Origin of the sequence: Streptomyces sp. NPDC024017 (genome assembly GCF_040638895.1) — a bacterium.
Taxonomy (GTDB): Bacteria; Actinomycetota; Actinomycetes; order Streptomycetales; family Streptomycetaceae; genus Streptomyces.
Genome location: NZ_JBEZYZ010000010.1, coordinates 282941 through 297586, shown reverse-complemented (window position 1 = coordinate 297586; position 14646 = coordinate 282941). Strand labels below are relative to the sequence as shown.

At 70.4% G+C, this 14646-nt stretch carries 16 protein-coding genes; 15 read left to right on the top strand and 1 reads right to left on the bottom strand.

The window, feature by feature from the left end; all coding sequences use genetic code 11:
- Position 1 precedes the first annotated feature (1 nt).
- From dop to prcA, 4 genes are all read left to right on the top strand, one after another.
- Positions 2–1513: a depupylase/deamidase Dop gene (gene dop, locus AB0G20_RS27470; RefSeq protein ID WP_361306814.1), complete on the top strand. Its 1512-nt coding sequence runs from the start codon at positions 2–4 to the stop codon at positions 1511–1513.
- A 178-nt stretch (positions 1514–1691) separates the two neighbouring features.
- On the top strand, positions 1692–1910 hold the full coding sequence (locus AB0G20_RS27465; protein ID WP_248507437.1) for a ubiquitin-like protein Pup: 219 nt from the start codon (positions 1692–1694) through the stop codon (positions 1908–1910).
- A gap of 334 nt (positions 1911–2244) precedes the next feature.
- Positions 2245–3090 carry a proteasome subunit beta gene (gene prcB / locus AB0G20_RS27460; protein WP_361306812.1) on the top strand — a complete coding sequence of 282 codons (846 nt, stop codon included), beginning with the start codon at positions 2245–2247 and terminating at the stop codon, positions 3088–3090.
- A 67-nt stretch (positions 3091–3157) separates the two neighbouring features.
- Complete coding sequence (prcA, locus tag AB0G20_RS27455; RefSeq protein WP_361306810.1) at positions 3158–3910, top strand: proteasome subunit alpha; 753 nt, start codon at positions 3158–3160, stop codon at positions 3908–3910.
- A gap of 60 nt (positions 3911–3970) precedes the next feature.
- Here prcA and AB0G20_RS27450 read toward each other — a convergent pair whose 3' ends face one another.
- On the bottom strand, positions 3971–5023 hold the full coding sequence (locus tag AB0G20_RS27450) for a LacI family DNA-binding transcriptional regulator (RefSeq protein ID WP_361306808.1): 1053 nt from the start codon (positions 5021–5023) through the stop codon (positions 3971–3973).
- 46 nt (positions 5024–5069) lie between these two features.
- Here AB0G20_RS27450 and AB0G20_RS27445 point away from each other — a divergent pair, with 46 nt between their 5' ends.
- From AB0G20_RS27445 to AB0G20_RS27395, 11 genes are all read left to right on the top strand, one after another.
- The gene (locus AB0G20_RS27445) at positions 5070–6329 is read left to right on the top strand and encodes an MFS transporter (protein WP_361306806.1); all 1260 of its coding nucleotides are present in this window, start codon (positions 5070–5072) and stop codon (positions 6327–6329) included.
- A 9-nt stretch (positions 6330–6338) separates the two neighbouring features.
- Positions 6339–7700, top strand: coding sequence for a Pup--protein ligase (pafA, locus tag AB0G20_RS27440; RefSeq protein ID WP_361306804.1), 1362 nt, complete (start codon positions 6339–6341; stop codon positions 7698–7700).
- Between the two features lie 190 nt (positions 7701–7890).
- Positions 7891–8871: an FKBP-type peptidyl-prolyl cis-trans isomerase gene (locus AB0G20_RS27435; RefSeq protein ID WP_361306799.1), complete on the top strand. Its 981-nt coding sequence runs from the start codon at positions 7891–7893 to the stop codon at positions 8869–8871.
- A gap of 56 nt (positions 8872–8927) precedes the next feature.
- Entirely contained in the window at positions 8928–9299 is a 372-nt protein-coding gene (locus AB0G20_RS27430; RefSeq protein WP_030243994.1) for an FKBP-type peptidyl-prolyl cis-trans isomerase, read from the top strand.
- Positions 9300–9427: 128 nt separating this feature from the next.
- Positions 9428–10405 carry a WYL domain-containing protein gene (locus tag AB0G20_RS27425; protein WP_361306797.1) on the top strand — a complete coding sequence of 326 codons (978 nt, stop codon included), beginning with the start codon at positions 9428–9430 and terminating at the stop codon, positions 10403–10405.
- 17 nt (positions 10406–10422) lie between these two features.
- Positions 10423–11499 carry a WYL domain-containing protein gene (locus AB0G20_RS27420; protein ID WP_361306795.1) on the top strand — a complete coding sequence of 359 codons (1077 nt, stop codon included), beginning with the start codon at positions 10423–10425 and terminating at the stop codon, positions 11497–11499.
- 101 nt (positions 11500–11600) lie between these two features.
- Positions 11601–11897, top strand: a complete 297-nt coding sequence (locus AB0G20_RS27415; protein ID WP_361306793.1) for a hypothetical protein — start codon at positions 11601–11603, stop codon at positions 11895–11897.
- Positions 11898–11956: 59 nt separating this feature from the next.
- Entirely contained in the window at positions 11957–12151 is a 195-nt protein-coding gene (locus tag AB0G20_RS27410; RefSeq protein WP_248507418.1) for a hypothetical protein, read from the top strand.
- 259 nt (positions 12152–12410) lie between these two features.
- Positions 12411–12692 carry a Sec-independent protein translocase subunit TatA gene (gene tatA / locus AB0G20_RS27405; protein WP_033311911.1) on the top strand — a complete coding sequence of 94 codons (282 nt, stop codon included), beginning with the start codon at positions 12411–12413 and terminating at the stop codon, positions 12690–12692.
- Between the two features lie 47 nt (positions 12693–12739).
- The gene (gene tatC / locus AB0G20_RS27400) at positions 12740–13699 is read left to right on the top strand and encodes a twin-arginine translocase subunit TatC (protein ID WP_361306791.1); all 960 of its coding nucleotides are present in this window, start codon (positions 12740–12742) and stop codon (positions 13697–13699) included.
- Positions 13700–13730: 31 nt separating this feature from the next.
- Positions 13731–14621, top strand: a complete 891-nt coding sequence (locus tag AB0G20_RS27395; RefSeq protein ID WP_361306789.1) for a diacylglycerol kinase — start codon at positions 13731–13733, stop codon at positions 14619–14621.
- The last annotated feature ends 25 nt before the right edge of the window (positions 14622–14646 follow it).

The window sequence follows — 14646 nt, the reverse complement described above, 5'->3', positions numbered from 1 at the left end:
CATGACCGTACGGCGAGTAATGGGCATCGAGACGGAGTACGGAATCTCCGTCCCCGGCCACCCCAACGCCAATGCCATGCTCACCTCGTCCCAGATCGTGAACGCCTACGCGGCGGCGATGCACCGGGCCCGCCGGGCCCGATGGGACTTCGAGGAGGAGAACCCGCTGCGGGACGCGCGAGGCTTCGACCTCGCCCGCGAGGCCGCCGACTCCAGCCAGCTCACCGACGAGGACATCGGCCTGGCCAACGTGATCCTCACCAACGGTGCACGGCTCTACGTCGACCACGCACACCCCGAGTACAGCTCCCCCGAGGTGACCAATCCCCGGGACGCAGTCCTCTGGGACAAGGCCGGCGAGCGGATCATGGCCGAGGCCGCGGAACGGGCCGCCCAGCTGCCCGGTGCCCAGCCGATCCACCTGTACAAGAACAACACCGACAACAAGGGCGCGTCCTACGGCACGCACGAGAACTACCTGATGAAGCGGGAGACCCCCTTCTCGGACATCGTGCGCCACCTGACGCCGTTCTTCGTCTCCCGCCAGGTCTTCACCGGAGCGGGCCGCGTCGGCATCGGCCAGGACGGGCACGAGCACGGCTTCCAGCTCAGCCAGCGAGCCGACTACTTCGAGGTCGAGGTCGGCCTCGAGACGACGCTCAAGCGCCCGATCATCAACACCCGCGACGAGCCGCACGCGGACGCCGAGAAGTACCGGCGCCTGCACGTGATCATCGGTGACGCGAACCTGTCGGAGATCTCGACCTACCTCAAGCTGGGCACGACCTCGCTGGTGCTGTCGATGATCGAGGACGGTTTCATCGCCGTCGACCTGGCCGTCGACCAGCCCGTCCGCACGCTCCACCAGGTCTCGCACGACCCGTCCCTGAAACGCCTGGTCACGCTCCGCAGCGGCCGTACGCTCACGGCGGTCCAGTTGCAGATGGAGTACTACGAGCTGGCGCGCAAGTACGTGGAGGAGCGGTTCGGGGCCGACGCCGACGACCAGACCAAGGACGTCCTGTCCCGCTGGGAGGACACCCTCACCCGTCTGGAGCACGATCCGATGAGCCTGGCCGGAGAGCTGGACTGGGTCGCCAAGCGGGAGCTCATGGAGGGCTACCGGCGCCGGGACAACCTCGACTGGGACGCGGCGCGGCTGCACCTGGTCGACCTCCAGTACGCCGACGTACGGCCCGAGAAGGGCCTGTACAACCGTCTGGTGGCCCGCGGGCGCATGAAGCGGCTGCTGACCGACGCGGACGTGGAGCGGGCCCGTACGGTGCCGCCGGAGGACACCCGGGCGTACTTCCGCGGCCGCTGCCTGGAGCAGTACGCGGACGACGTCGCGGCGGCCTCCTGGGACTCGGTGATCTTCGATCTGCCGGGCCGGGACTCGCTGCAGCGGGTCCCAACCCTGGAACCGCTTCGCGGAACGCGTAATCACGTCAAGGAGCTCCTGGACCGCTGCCGCACCGCGGAAGACCTGGTCAGGGTCCTGTCGGGCGGGTGACCGCGTTGAGCGGGTACTCGTCGGGAACCGGCCGGACAGGGTGGAAAGTCCCTGGTCCGGGAATCATCGAGGTGGTCACCGTACGTTGGAGCAACTGCGGGGCCATTGTCAGACCCGGCGAGTAGGGTCTGATCTTGACCGAGCAACTGTGTCGGGCGAACCGAGCGGGGTGAGGGATATGGCGACCAAGGACACCGGCGGCGGACAGCAGAAGGCCACCCGGTCCACCGAGGAGGTCGAGGAGCAGTCGGCGGAGACGCAGGCTTCCGAGGACCTCAAGGAGCGTCAGGAGAAGCTGAGCGACGACGTCGACTCGGTTCTGGACGAGATCGACGACGTACTCGAGGAGAATGCCGAGGACTTCGTGCGCTCCTTCGTTCAAAAGGGTGGCCAGTAAGGCGCCTGAGCCTTCACTCCGAAGGTGAACGGGGTGCTTGGGTGACGGACGAGCCGAGCGCGGAGCGCTGCACGCGGGGCACCGCAGGACGTGATGCCCTCGTGTGCGGCGCTCCGGGCGTCGGTGGGCCCTGAGCCCGGTGACCCCCCGCCGAGCGCGGCGGGCAAGCGCGGCGTCGCTCAGGCGGAGTTGGTCCCGCCGGGCATGTGGATCACCGCCGAAGGACGGGTAGGGTCCGAGGCATACCGAGCCCCCGGTGGCAACCGGACCGGGGTTGTTCCAAGGATCGGCCCGACGTCACAGGGCGGGCTGTCGCATACGTGGAAGGAATCGCGTGGAAGCCAACACTCGTAGCACCGGGCGTCTACCAGCTGCCTTCCTGACGCCAGGGTCTTCCTCCTTCATGGACTTCCTGTCCGAGCACCAGCCGGAGATCCTGCCCGGCAACCGGCAACTGCCTCCCACCCAGGGTGTGATCGAGGCACCGCACGGGACCACGATCGTCGCCGTGACGTTCCCCGGCGGTGTGGTCCTGGCCGGTGACCGGCGGGCCACCATGGGCAACGTCATCGCCCAGCGGGACATCGAGAAGGTCTTCCCGGCCGACGAGTACTCGGCGGTGGGCATCGCCGGCACGGCGGGCCTGGCCGTGGAGATGGTGAAGCTGTTCCAGCTGGAGCTGGAGCACTTCGAGAAGGTCGAGGGCGCCCAGCTGTCGCTGGAGGGCAAGGCGAACCGGCTGTCGACGATGATCCGGTCCAACCTCGGCATGGCCATGCAGGGCCTGGCCGTGGTGCCGCTGTTCGCCGGGTACGACGTGGACCGCGGCAAGGGCCGCATCTTCTCCTACGACGTCACCGGCGGCCGCTCCGAGGAGCACAACTACGCGGCCACCGGCTCCGGGTCGATCTTCGCCCGCGGCGCCATGAAGAAGCTCTTCCGGGAGGACCTCAGCGAGTCCGAGGCCACGACGCTCGTGGTCCAGGCGCTCTACGACGCGGCAGACGACGACTCGGCGACCGGCGGTCCCGATGTCGCCCGCCGGATCTATCCCATCGTCACCGTGATCACCGACGACGGCTTCCGCCGGCTCACCGAGACCGAGGCGTCCGAGATCGCACGCTCGATCCTGGAGCGGCGTCTCGAGCAGCCCGACGGGCCGCGGGCCGCGCTGCTGTAGCGGCGATCGTCTTCGTGAGGGTGGTCCAGTGAACCGACGGAATCTTCAAGAGAGGGACGGATAACCGGTGTCGACGCCGTTCTATGTCTCACCCCAGCAGGCCATGGCCGACCGGGCGGAGTACGCCCGGAAGGGCATCGCCCGTGGTCGCAGCCTGGTCGTGCTGCAGTTTGCCGACGGCATCGTGTTCGTCGGCGAGAACCCGTCCCGTGCGCTGCACAAGTTCAGCGAGATCTACGACCGGATCGGCTTCGCCGCCGCCGGCAAGTACAACGAGTACGAGAACCTGCGGATCGGCGGCGTGCGCTACGCCGACCTGCGGGGTTACACCTACGACCGGGACGATGTGACGGCCCGGGGCCTGGCGAACGTGTACGCGCAGACGCTGGGCACGATCTTCTCCAGCGCCGCCGAGAAGCCGTACGAGGTGGAGCTGGTCGTCGCCGAGGTCGGTGAGACGCCCGAGGGCGACCAGATCTACCGGCTCCCGCACGACGGCTCCATCGTGGACGAGCACGGCTCGGTCGCGGTGGGCGGCAACGCCGAGCAGATCAGCAGCTATCTGGACCAGCGCCACGAGGAGGGCATGACCCTCGCGAAGGCGCTGAAGCTGGCCGTGCAGGCGCTGTCCCGCGACACCAACGGCAGCGAGCGGGAGATTCCCGCCGAGCGGCTCGAGGTGGCGGTACTGGACCGCACCCGCCCGCAGAAGCGCAAGTTCAGGCGGATCAGCGGGCGGCAGTTGTCCCGGCTGCTGGGCGCGGACGGAGAGGGCGACGCTGGCGCCGAGGACACGGCGTCCGACGACGACGCCGAGTAGCCCTGAGGAGGTGCGGTGCGCCGCGGCCGGTGTGCGGCCGGGGCGCACCGCCGAGCACCGCTACCTGGGCCTGGCCGTCGAACCTCGTAGCACCAGTCGCACCGGGATGTCCCCGCTCTCGGGTGCCCGGTCCTCCAGGACGGCCAGCAGGGCCCGCATGCCGCGCTCCCCGAAGAGTTCGGCGTTCAGGTGGACCGTCGTCAGTTCCGGGTCCATGGCCGTGGCCAGGGCCAGGTCGTCGACGCCGGTGACCGACAGGTCGTCCGGGATGCGCAGCCCCAGGCGGCGGGCCGCCTTGTACGTGCCGGCCGCGAGCTGATCGTCGTCGCAGATCACGGCGGTGGGGCGAGCGCCGGGAGCCGAGAGCGCCGCTTCGGCGGCCGCCACCGCCCCCTCGATGGAGATGGGGGAGCGGGCCGTGCGTACCGATGTGCCCGGCACCTCGTCCAGCCGGGCCGCCAGTTCCCGGGCGCGGATCTCGAAGGTCCAGGAGGGGACGTCCGCCGCCAGATGGAGGAAGCGGCGGTGGCCCAAGGACAGCAGGTGCTCCGCGGCCTGGCGGATGCCGTCGGCGATGTCCAGGTTCACCGTCGCCGCCCCCAGGCTGCCCTCCGGGTCGCTGTCCAGCATCACCAGCGGCAGTGCCTCGCCGCGGATCGCGGTCAGCGCGTCCGCGGCCATGGAGGAGGCGATGACGCCGTCCAGCGCGGCCTGCGCGGAGGCGAAGGGGTCGCGGGCGGGGCCGATGCCCTCGGGGGAGGGGTAGAGGACCACGCCGAAGCCGTGCTCGGCGGCGACGCGGGCGGCGCCCGTGTAGACGCCGGCGAAGAACTCCGTGGTGAGGGCCGGGACGACCAGGAGGACCGTGCGGGTGCGGCCCAGGCGCAGGTTGCGGGCGGCCAGGTTCGGGCGGTAGCCCAGGTCGCGGGCGGCCGCGCGGACCCGCTCCGCCGTCGCTTCCGCGACGCGACCGCGCCACTTGTCGCCCAGGACCAGGGACACCGCCGCCTGGGAGACGCCGGCGGCCTGGGCGACGTCCCGGCTCGTGGGGCGGGTGCTGCCTCGTGCCACCGTCGGCCTGCTCTTTCGTCTGGACTCGTGAACAGCGGACATGGTACGTATGGAAGTCCACGTTATACGTAAAACCTAGGGCGGGGACATGGCCACGGGATACCTGGAGATCCTTCGGGCGCGACACGCCGCCCGGTTGCTCGTCGGCACGCTCGTGGGCCGGCTGCCCAACGCCACCGGCGCGATCGCGATCCTGCTGTTCGTGCGGGCGGAGGGCGGTTCGTACAGCCTGGCGGGGGCGCTGGCGGGCGTGTACGGCGTCGCCAACGCGGTGGGGCAGCCGGTGCTGGGCAGGCTCGTGGACCTGCGCGGGCAGCCGCGCGTGCAGCTGCCGGCGGCCGTCCTCTCCGGGCTCGCGATGGCCGTCTTCGCCTTCGGGGGGATCGGGTCGCTGCCGCTCGCCTACGCCGCCGTCGCCGGCGCCGGACTCTTCACGCCGCCCCTGGAGGGCGGCCTGCGGGCGCTGTGGCCCTCCGTGCTGCGCAGGGAGGACCAGGTGCACACGGCGTACGCCATGGACGCCGTGGCGCAGGAGGTGATGTTCACCGTCGGGCCGCTGCTCGTGACGCTGTGCGTGTCCCTGTGGTCGGCCCAGGTCGCGCTGCTGGTGCTGAACGTGGTCGGAGTGCTGGGGGCGCTGTCCGTGGTGGTGTCCCAGCCCTCGCGTGCGTGGCGTTCGGCGCCGCGCGAGGCGCACTGGCTCGGCGCCCTGCGCTCGCCGGGGCTGCTCGCGCTGCTGGCGGCGTTCCTGTTCATCGGGATGGCGCTCGGATCCATCACGGTCGCCTCGGTGCCCTACGCGGACGACCACGGCGGGGACGCCGTGTACGGCTGGCTGATGGCCGCCCTGGGCTTCGGGGCGCTGGTCGGCGGTACCGTCTACGGGGCCCGGCAGTGGGCCGGTGAGCCCGCGCGGCGACTCCAGGTGCTGGTCGCTCTTCTGGTGGTGTGTTACCTGCCGCTGCTTCTCATGCCGGACGCGGTGCCCATGGTGGCGCTGACCGCGCTCGCCGGTGTCTTCCTCGCGCCCGCCATCGCCTGCGCGTTCGTCCTGGTCGACCGTCATGCCCCGCGCGGCACGGTCACCGAGGCGTTCTCCTGGCTGGTGACGACGTTCACCGTGGGCCACTCGGTCGGGGCGGGCGTCGCGGGGCCCGTCGTGGAGGCGGGCGGGGCCCTGTGGGGCTTCGCCGTACCGGGTGTCGCCGGTGGCGTGTCTCTGCTGGGTTTGACCGCCACAGGACGGGTAGTCGCAGCTCCCGGCCAGGGAGCGGTTGTTGCGGCCGGTTCGGAAAATGATCCAAACCGTGCCGTCGAACCCCGTTTCAGTTCAGGGGATCGGGCGTAATGTTCCCTCATGGACCGCCGCATTTTCGGGCTGGAGAACGAGTACGGCGTCACGTGCACGTTCAGGGGACAGCGCCGCCTGTCTCCTGACGAGGTGGCGCGGTACCTCTTCCGCCGTGTCGTGTCATGGGGCCGCAGCAGCAATGTCTTTCTGCGAAACGGCGCCCGCCTCTATCTCGACGTGGGATCGCATCCGGAATACGCGACACCGGAATGCGACAACGTGACCGAACTGGTCACCCACGACAAAGCAGGCGAGCGCATTCTCGAAGGACTCCTGGTGGACGCCGAACGACGCCTGCACGAGGAGGGAATCGCGGGCGACGTCTACCTCTTCAAGAACAACACCGACTCGGCGGGCAACTCCTACGGCTGCCACGAGAACTATCTGGTCGCCCGGCACGGGGAGTTCTCCCGACTCGCGGACATTCTCATTCCGTTCCTGGTCACACGGCAGTTGCTGTGCGGCGCCGGCAAGGTGCTGCAGACGCCGCGCGGGGCCGTGTACTGCGTCAGCCAGCGGGCCGAGCACATCTGGGAGGGCGTCTCCTCGGCGACGACCCGCTCCCGGCCCATCATCAACACGCGTGACGAGCCGCACGCGGACGCCGAGCGCTACCGCCGCCTGCACGTCATCGTGGGCGACTCCAACATGTCCGAGACGACCATGCTGCTCAAGGTCGGTGCCACCGACCTGGTACTGCGCATGATCGAGGCGGGCACGGTGATGCGGGACCTCACCCTGGAGAACCCGATCCGGGCGATCCGCGAGGTCAGTCACGACATCACCGGCCGCCGCAAGGTGCGCCTGGCCAGCGGACGCGAGGCCTCCGCCCTGGAGGTGCAGCGCGAGTACTACGAGAAGGCCCTGGACTTCTGCGAGCGCCGGGGCATCCGCACCGGCACCGTAGACCAGGTCCTGGAGCTGTGGGGCCGCACGCTGGACGCGATCGAGTCCGAGGACCTCGACCGCATCGGCACCGAGATCGACTGGGTCATGAAGTACAAGCTCATCGAGCGGTACCGCGCCAAGCACAACATGACCATGTCTCACCCGCGGGTCGCGCAGATAGACCTCGCCTACCACGACATCCACCGCCGTCGTGGCCTGTACTACCTGCTCGAGAAGAAGGGCCAGGCGGCCCGCATCTGCAACGACTTGAAGATCTTCGAGGGCAAGTCCGTTCCGCCGCAGACCACTCGGGCCCGGCTGCGCGGCGACTTCATCCGGCGGGCCCAGGAACAGCGCCGTGACTTCACGGTCGACTGGGTTCACCTCAAGCTCAACGACCAGGCTCAGCGGACCGTGCTGTGCAAGGACCCGTTCCGTTCGGTGGACGACCGGGTGGAGAAGCTGATCGCCGGAATGTGAGCCTGTTCCGGCCCGTCCGAAATGCCGGTGCCCGGAGGTTTTCATGCCTCCGGGCACCGGCATTTCCGCCCTGTTCCGCCCGTCCGGGAGCGGCCCGTGGCGACGTCATGTCGCGCGGTGAGAGGAGCGAGGAGCGGGTACGCCGTAGAGTGGCGGCCATTGCCCCCCACCCCCGATCCCAGTTGGACTGATGAACTACAACACGAAACGACGCGTGGCCGCGCTGCTGGCCGTTCCCGCCCTGTTGTTCACCGCCGCGTGCGGATCGGACGACGGGAACAACGGCGACGCGGCGGGAGGCGTCGCCGAGGTCAAGGGCAAGGTCGGGGCGAAGCCCGAGATCTCCGTGCCCAAGGACGGCAAGCCGTCCGACAAGACCGTGGTCAAGACGGTCTCGGCGGGCAGCGGAACGCCGATCAAGGGCTCGGACTTCGTCCGCCTGGACTGGACCGTCGAGAAGTGGGGCGGGGGCCAGGAGCTCGGCGGCACCTGGGCCGCGGGAGCGACGGGTGACAAGGCTCCCCGCCGGCAGTCCATCGAGCAGATCGGCAAGCCGAGCCAGCAGCTGCCCGAGAAGGTCCTCGACGCCGTGAAGGGCAAGAAGCCCGGCAGCCGCGTCCTGGTGCAGGGCACCGCGGGCGACCTGATCGGCCAGAGCCTGAACACCTCCTCCGGGATCTCCGCCAAGGACGTGCTGATCTGGGTGGTCGACCCGGTCGGTGCCGCGAGCGTCGACACCAAGGCCGAGGCCAAGGGCGAGCAGGCGCCCTCCGAGCCGGGCATGCCCGAGGTGAAGTCCCCGTCGCAGAAGGCCGCGGTCATCACCGTCCCCAAGGGCGAAAAGGCTCCCAAGGATCTCAAGGAGCAGGTGCTGATCAAGGGCGACGGCAAGAAGGTCGAGGCCGGCCAGGGCCTCATCGCCCAGTACACCGGGGTCAAGTGGGAGGACGGCAAGAAGTTCGACTCCTCCTGGGACCACGGCGGCGCCACCGCCTTCCAGATCGGCAACGGCTCCGTGGTGGCAGGCTGGGACAAGGGCCTCGTCGGCAAGCACGTGGGCGACCGGGTGCTGCTGGTGATCCCGCCCTCGCTCGGCTACGGCGCGAGCCCTCAGAGCGAGCTGGCCAAGAACACACTGGTCTTCACGGTGGACATCCTCGGCACGGTCTGACCCGGCCGGTCTGTGAGACTGTTCCCGACGCAGGTCACGTAACAAGGAGAGATGAAGTGAGCATCGACAAGCCCGAGATCGACTTCCCGGGCGGCGAGCCCCCGGCGGACCTCGAGATCAAGGACATCTGGGAGGGCGACGGCCCGGTCGCGCAGGCCGGCCAGACCGTCACCGTGCACTACGTGGGTGTCTCCTTCAGCACGGGCGAGGAGTTCGACGCCAGCTGGAACCGTGGCACCCCCTTCCGCTTCCCGCTGGGCGGCGGCCGGGTCATCAAGGGCTGGGACCAGGGCGTACAGGGCATGAAGGTCGGCGGCCGCCGCCAGCTGACCATCCCCGCGCACCTCGCCTACGGCAACCAGAGCCCGACCCCGGCGATCAAGCCCGGCGAGACGCTGATCTTCGTGGTCGACCTGCTCGGAGTCTGAGCAAGCTCCGACAGACTCGATCATGCGGGGCCCATGCCTGTTCGGGCATGGGCCCTCGGCTTTTGCCGTGCCACCGTGTGGCGGTACGGTCATCGCTCGTAAGCACCATAGGGAGGCGAAGCGCGTCGATGGCCATTGCCAAGGCAGAGCGGCTGATGAACCTGGCGCTGTGTCTGCTCGGGACGCGGCGGCCGCTCAGCAAGCGTGAGCTGCGCGACTCCATCGAGGCCTACGTCGAGGCCTTCGGGCCGGGCAACGGCGCGACCGGCTCCGATGATTCCTTCAACCGCATGTTCGAGCGCGACAAGGACGACCTGCGCGAGCTCGGGCTGGTCATCGAGACCGTCGAGAACCTCGACGGCGAGGTCGGCTACCTGGCCCGCCGCGACAGCAACCGCCTCCCGCCCATCACCCTGGACGCCGAGGAGGCCGCCGCCCTGGGGCTCGCCGCCAAGGTGTGGCAGCAGGCCCGGCTCGCCGGAGCGGCCAGCGGCGCCCTGCAGAAGCTGCGCGCCGCCGGACTCCCCGAGGACGTCGACCCCTACGGGTCGCACGGCGCGCTGGAGCCGCGCATCCCCGTGCACGAGGCCGCGTTCGAGCCGCTGATGCTGGCGTGCCGGGACCGCAGGCCCGTCGCCTTCGACTACCGCAAGGCCACGGCCGCCCGCCCCGAGCAGCGGCACGTGGAGCCGTGGGCGCTGGAGTGCTGGCGGGGCCACTGGTACCTGGCGGGCTGGGACCGCGACCGGGGCGCCGAGCGGGTCTTCCGGCTGTCCCGGATCACCGGCAAGGTCCGCTCGCGCAGCGGCCGGTACACCGCTGACGTGCCGGACGTCGTCACCGTCCGGGAGACCGTCGCGAGCTGGGCCGGGGAGATCGCCGACCGTTCGGCGCGGATCCGGCTGCGCACGGGCGCGGGCTACCCCCTTCGGGCGAAGGCCACCTCGGTTCGGGAACTCGGCGACGGCTGGGACGAGTTGGAGATTCCGTACGGCCACGGGCTGGACGCCTGGCTGGTGGAGTTCGGGCCGGACGTGGTCGTCCTGGAGCCCGCCGAGCTGCGGGCCGACGTGGTGGACCGGCTGCGGGCCGTGGCCAAGGGCTGAGGGGGAGCGGAAGAACAGTGGCAGGCAAACCGGTCAGGCCCGTGAACGCCATCGACCAGACCCGGCGGATGCTCTCGCTGGTGACGTATCTGAAGGAGCGCCCCGGAGCCCGGGTCGAGGACGTCGCGCGCGCCTTCGGCATCAGCGAGGACGAGCTGGTCTCCGACCTCGACGTGCTGCCCATGTGCGGCACCAGCTTCCGCGGCGGCGACCTGCTCGACATCGACACCGACGGCGAGCGCATCTGGTGGCACAACCCGGCCGCCCTCGCGGCGGAAGCCGCCGAGCCGCTCCGGCTCGCCGCCGACGAGGCCACCGCGCTGCTCGTCGCCGCCCGGGCGGTGTCCACGCTGCCCGGACTGCGCGAGAGCGACCGGCAGGCGTTGCTGCGGGCGACGGCCAAGGTGGAGACCGCGGCCGGCGAGGCGGCGGGCGCCAGCTCGCGCCTGTCGGTGACCTTCGAGTCCGAGGGCGGTGTCTTCGCGGACGTCGACCGCGCGATCGCCGAGCGCCGCCGGCTGTGGATCCGCTACTACTCGCCCGCGCGCGACGAGGTCACCGAGCGGGAGATCGACCCCATCCGCCTGGTCAGCGTCGGGCACACCTATGTCGAGGCCTGGTGCCGTCGCTCCGAGGCGCGCCGCACCTTCCGGCTCGACCGGGTCGCCGAGATCAAGATCCTGGACGAGCCGTCGGCGCCGCCCGAGATCGAGCTGCGGGACCTCTCGGAGGCGCTGGTGCAGCCCGCGGCCGAGGACCCGGAGGTCGTGGTCGAGGTCGGCCCCGGCGGCCGCTGGGTCGCGGAGTACTACCCGCACGACAGTGCGGATGAGCTCCCGGAGGGCGGGCTGCGTATCACTCTGCGGACCCCCGACCCGGCGTCGCTCCGGCGCCTGGCACTGCGGCTCGGGCGGGACGGCCGGATCGTCTCGCCGCCGGAGCTCGCCGACAGTGCCCGGCAGGCGGCCCGCGAGGCACTGGCGGCGTACGACGGGATCGAGGCGGGACGGACGGCTCCCGTCGTGGAGGCCGACGTGCGCGCGCCGCACGCGGTGCACGCGGTTCCGGACGGGCCGGGCGACGGACCCGAGTGAGCCACCGTCGCTCCCCCGGGGTCCACGGCCGGGCGCGGCCGGACCACGACACCGGCCGCGGCGGCCCGGAGGCGAGCGACCCCAGAAAGAGGAGCGAGGGCTTGAACGAGTCGGCGACGTCCGGTGGTGTCGGGGGCATGACGGTGGAGTCCGCGTTCGCCGGGATGAGAAGCGTGACCCCGGTCGTGTTCAGGGCGGGCTGCCCCGACTGCCGGGAGCGCTTCGAACTCGCCGCGGGCGCCCTGCGCCTGGCCATCGGCGCCACGAGCCGCACCACCTTCTACTCCTTCACCTGCCCGGCGTGCGGCGCGTCCGTCCGCAAGCCCGCGGGGGAGCGGATCGTGGAGCTGCTCACCGACGGCGGTGTGCGGACCCTGCGGCTGCACTCCACCGTCTAGTGCCCCGGCACTAGTGGGTCGGGGCGTTCGCCCGCTCGGGACGGTCTAGGCTCGACGTCATGTTCTGGCCGATGTTCGCGGTTGCTGTGGGGTTCGTGAGTCTCGTCGTACTCGGGGTGCTCGCCGTGCGGGTCTTCGTGGCGGCACAGCGCCTGGGCAGGCAGGTCACGGACTCGGCGCGTCGTATCAACCGGGCCGCCGAGGATCTGGAGCGGGCGGCGGAGAGCGCGGCCCGTTCAGTCGACGCTCTGTGAGCGGTCCTGCGGGCGGCTGTGAGTCGCGCTTTGGGACAGTTCGCCCTGTCACGTCGGTGGTTCGGACAGGTACGCTGCTGGTCGCGACCCGGTTAACGAGGCACTGGTCGCGGACGGGAGTACGCACGGGGGATGCAGAGGGATTGCCTCACGTTTACCCCCGAGCGTTACGATCGCTGCCAGCACGATCGTTCGGACATGTGTCCGACCGGTCGGACAGCACCCCACCACAGCCGCCTCGGTGAGAAGGTAAAGACTTATGTTCGGAAGGCTCGGAGCCCCCGAGATCATTCTCATCCTCGTCGTCATCATCCTGCTGTTCGGCGCGAAGAAGCTTCCGGACATGGCTCGGTCGCTCGGCAAGTCCGCCCGCATCCTCAAGAGCGAGGCCAAGGCGATGAAGGACGAGAACAAGTCGTCCACGACCCCGGCCGGCCCGCCCAACAACGACGAGCCCTCGCAGCGCACCATCCAGGCAGCGCCCGGTGACGTGACCAGCTCGCGCCCGGTCAACGAGCCCACGGACACGACCAAGCGCTGACGCAGGGCCGGTGACCTCCGGCCCGCCGCACGAGATGGGAACGTGGGTTGCTGAAGTCTGCCCGCAAGCAGGAGAAGGATCCCGAGGGGCGGATGCCCCTCGCGGAGCACCTTCGCGAGCTCCGCAACCGGCTCGCCAAGGCGATGCTGGCGATCGTCATCGTCACGGTCGTCGCCGCCTTCTTCTACAACGACATCATCAACTTGATCACCAAGCCGATCCTCGACTCGGTCGGCTGTGACAAGACCTTCCAGGAACTGGCCAGGTCGCAGTCCTCGAAGCCGTGTGCGCAGATCACCATCAACGGTCTGATCACCCCCTTCACGCTGGCGCTGAAGGTGTCGCTGATGGCCGGCGTCGTGCTGGCCTCGCCGGTCTGGCTCTACCAGCTGTGGGCCTTCGTCGCGCCGGGCCTGCACCGGCACGAGCGGAAGTACGCCTACGCCTTCGTCGGCACGGGCGCCCCGCTGTTCATCACCGGCGCGTACTTCGCCTACACGGTGCTTCCCACCACGGCGAGGGTGCTCCTGGAGTTCACGCCGGGGGGCACGTCCAACCTCCTCCCGCTGGACGACCTGCTCGACCTGGTCATGCGGATGGTGATCGTCTTCGGCCTCTCGTTCGAGCTGCCCCTGCTGCTGGTCATGCTCAATCTCACCGGGGCGATCACCGGCAAGCGGATGCTCGGCTGGTGGCGCGGCATGATCATGGGCATCACGGTCTTCGCGGCCATCGCCACGCCCAGCACCGACCCGCTGACCATGCTGATGCTCGCCGGGCCGATCTGGGTCCTGTACTTCGCCGCCGTCGCCTTCTCCCTGCTCAACGACCGCCGGCGCAGCCGTCGCGAGGCCCTGGGCCCCGCCGACGACGAGGCCTCCGAGCTGGATCTCACCCCCGACGACATCGGCGCGATCGAGCCCGTGACCACCAGCCGCGCGGCGCTGCCCGAGCAGGCGAGTTCGGATCGCTCGGACCGGGTCAACGGTTATGACGACGTGACCTGAAGATCGGCAGGCACCTCGTAGGGTCGGTCGCGTGACCAGCGAGATCACCCTCTTCGTCAACCCCACCGCGGGCCGCGGCCGGGGCGCCCGCGCGGCGCAGCCGGCCGCTTCCGCGTTGCGGGCGGCAGGCTTCTCGGTGCGGACGGTCCTCGGGGAGGACGCCGCGGACGCCCTCGTACGCGCGCGTGCGGCCGTCGAGGGCGGTACCGGAGCGCTGATAGCCGTCGGCGGTGACGGGATGGCGGGCCTCGCGCTGCGGGCGGTCGCGGGCACGCCCACCCCGCTGGGCCTGGTCGCCGTCGGCACCGGCAACGACTTCGCCCGCGCCCTCGGCCTGCCCGTGCGGGAGCCCGCCGCCGCGGGCCGCATGATCGCCGACGCCCTCAAATGCGGCCGGCTCCGCGACATCGACCTCGGGCAGGTCGGCGACCGCTGGTTCGGCACCGTCCTCGCCTCCGGCTTCGACTCCCGCGTCAACGACCGCGGCAACCGCATGCGGTGGCCCACCGGCCGCCTCAAGTACGACCTCGCGATGATCGCCGAACTCGCCGAGTTCCGGCCCGTCCCGTACCGGATCCGGCTCGACGACGGCGAGGTCCGGGAGGTCGAGGCGACCCTGGTGGCCGTCGGCAACGGCTCCTCGTACGGCGGCGGCATGCGGATCTGCCCCGGCGCCGACCTGACCGACGGGCTGTTCGACGTCACGGTGGTCGGGGACTGCAGCCGGACGACACTGCTGCGGGTGTTCCCGAGGGTGTACCGGGGGACGCACGTCGACCATCCGAAGGTGACCGTGCTGCGGGCGGCCCGGGTCGAGATCGCCGCCGAGGGCATCACCGGCTACGCCGACGGGGAGCCGTTCGGCCCGTTGCCGCTGAGCGTGCGCTGCGTACGCGGGGGAGTGCGGGTCGTCGGCCCCTGAGCTGCGCCGATCCCAGGTTTCACAG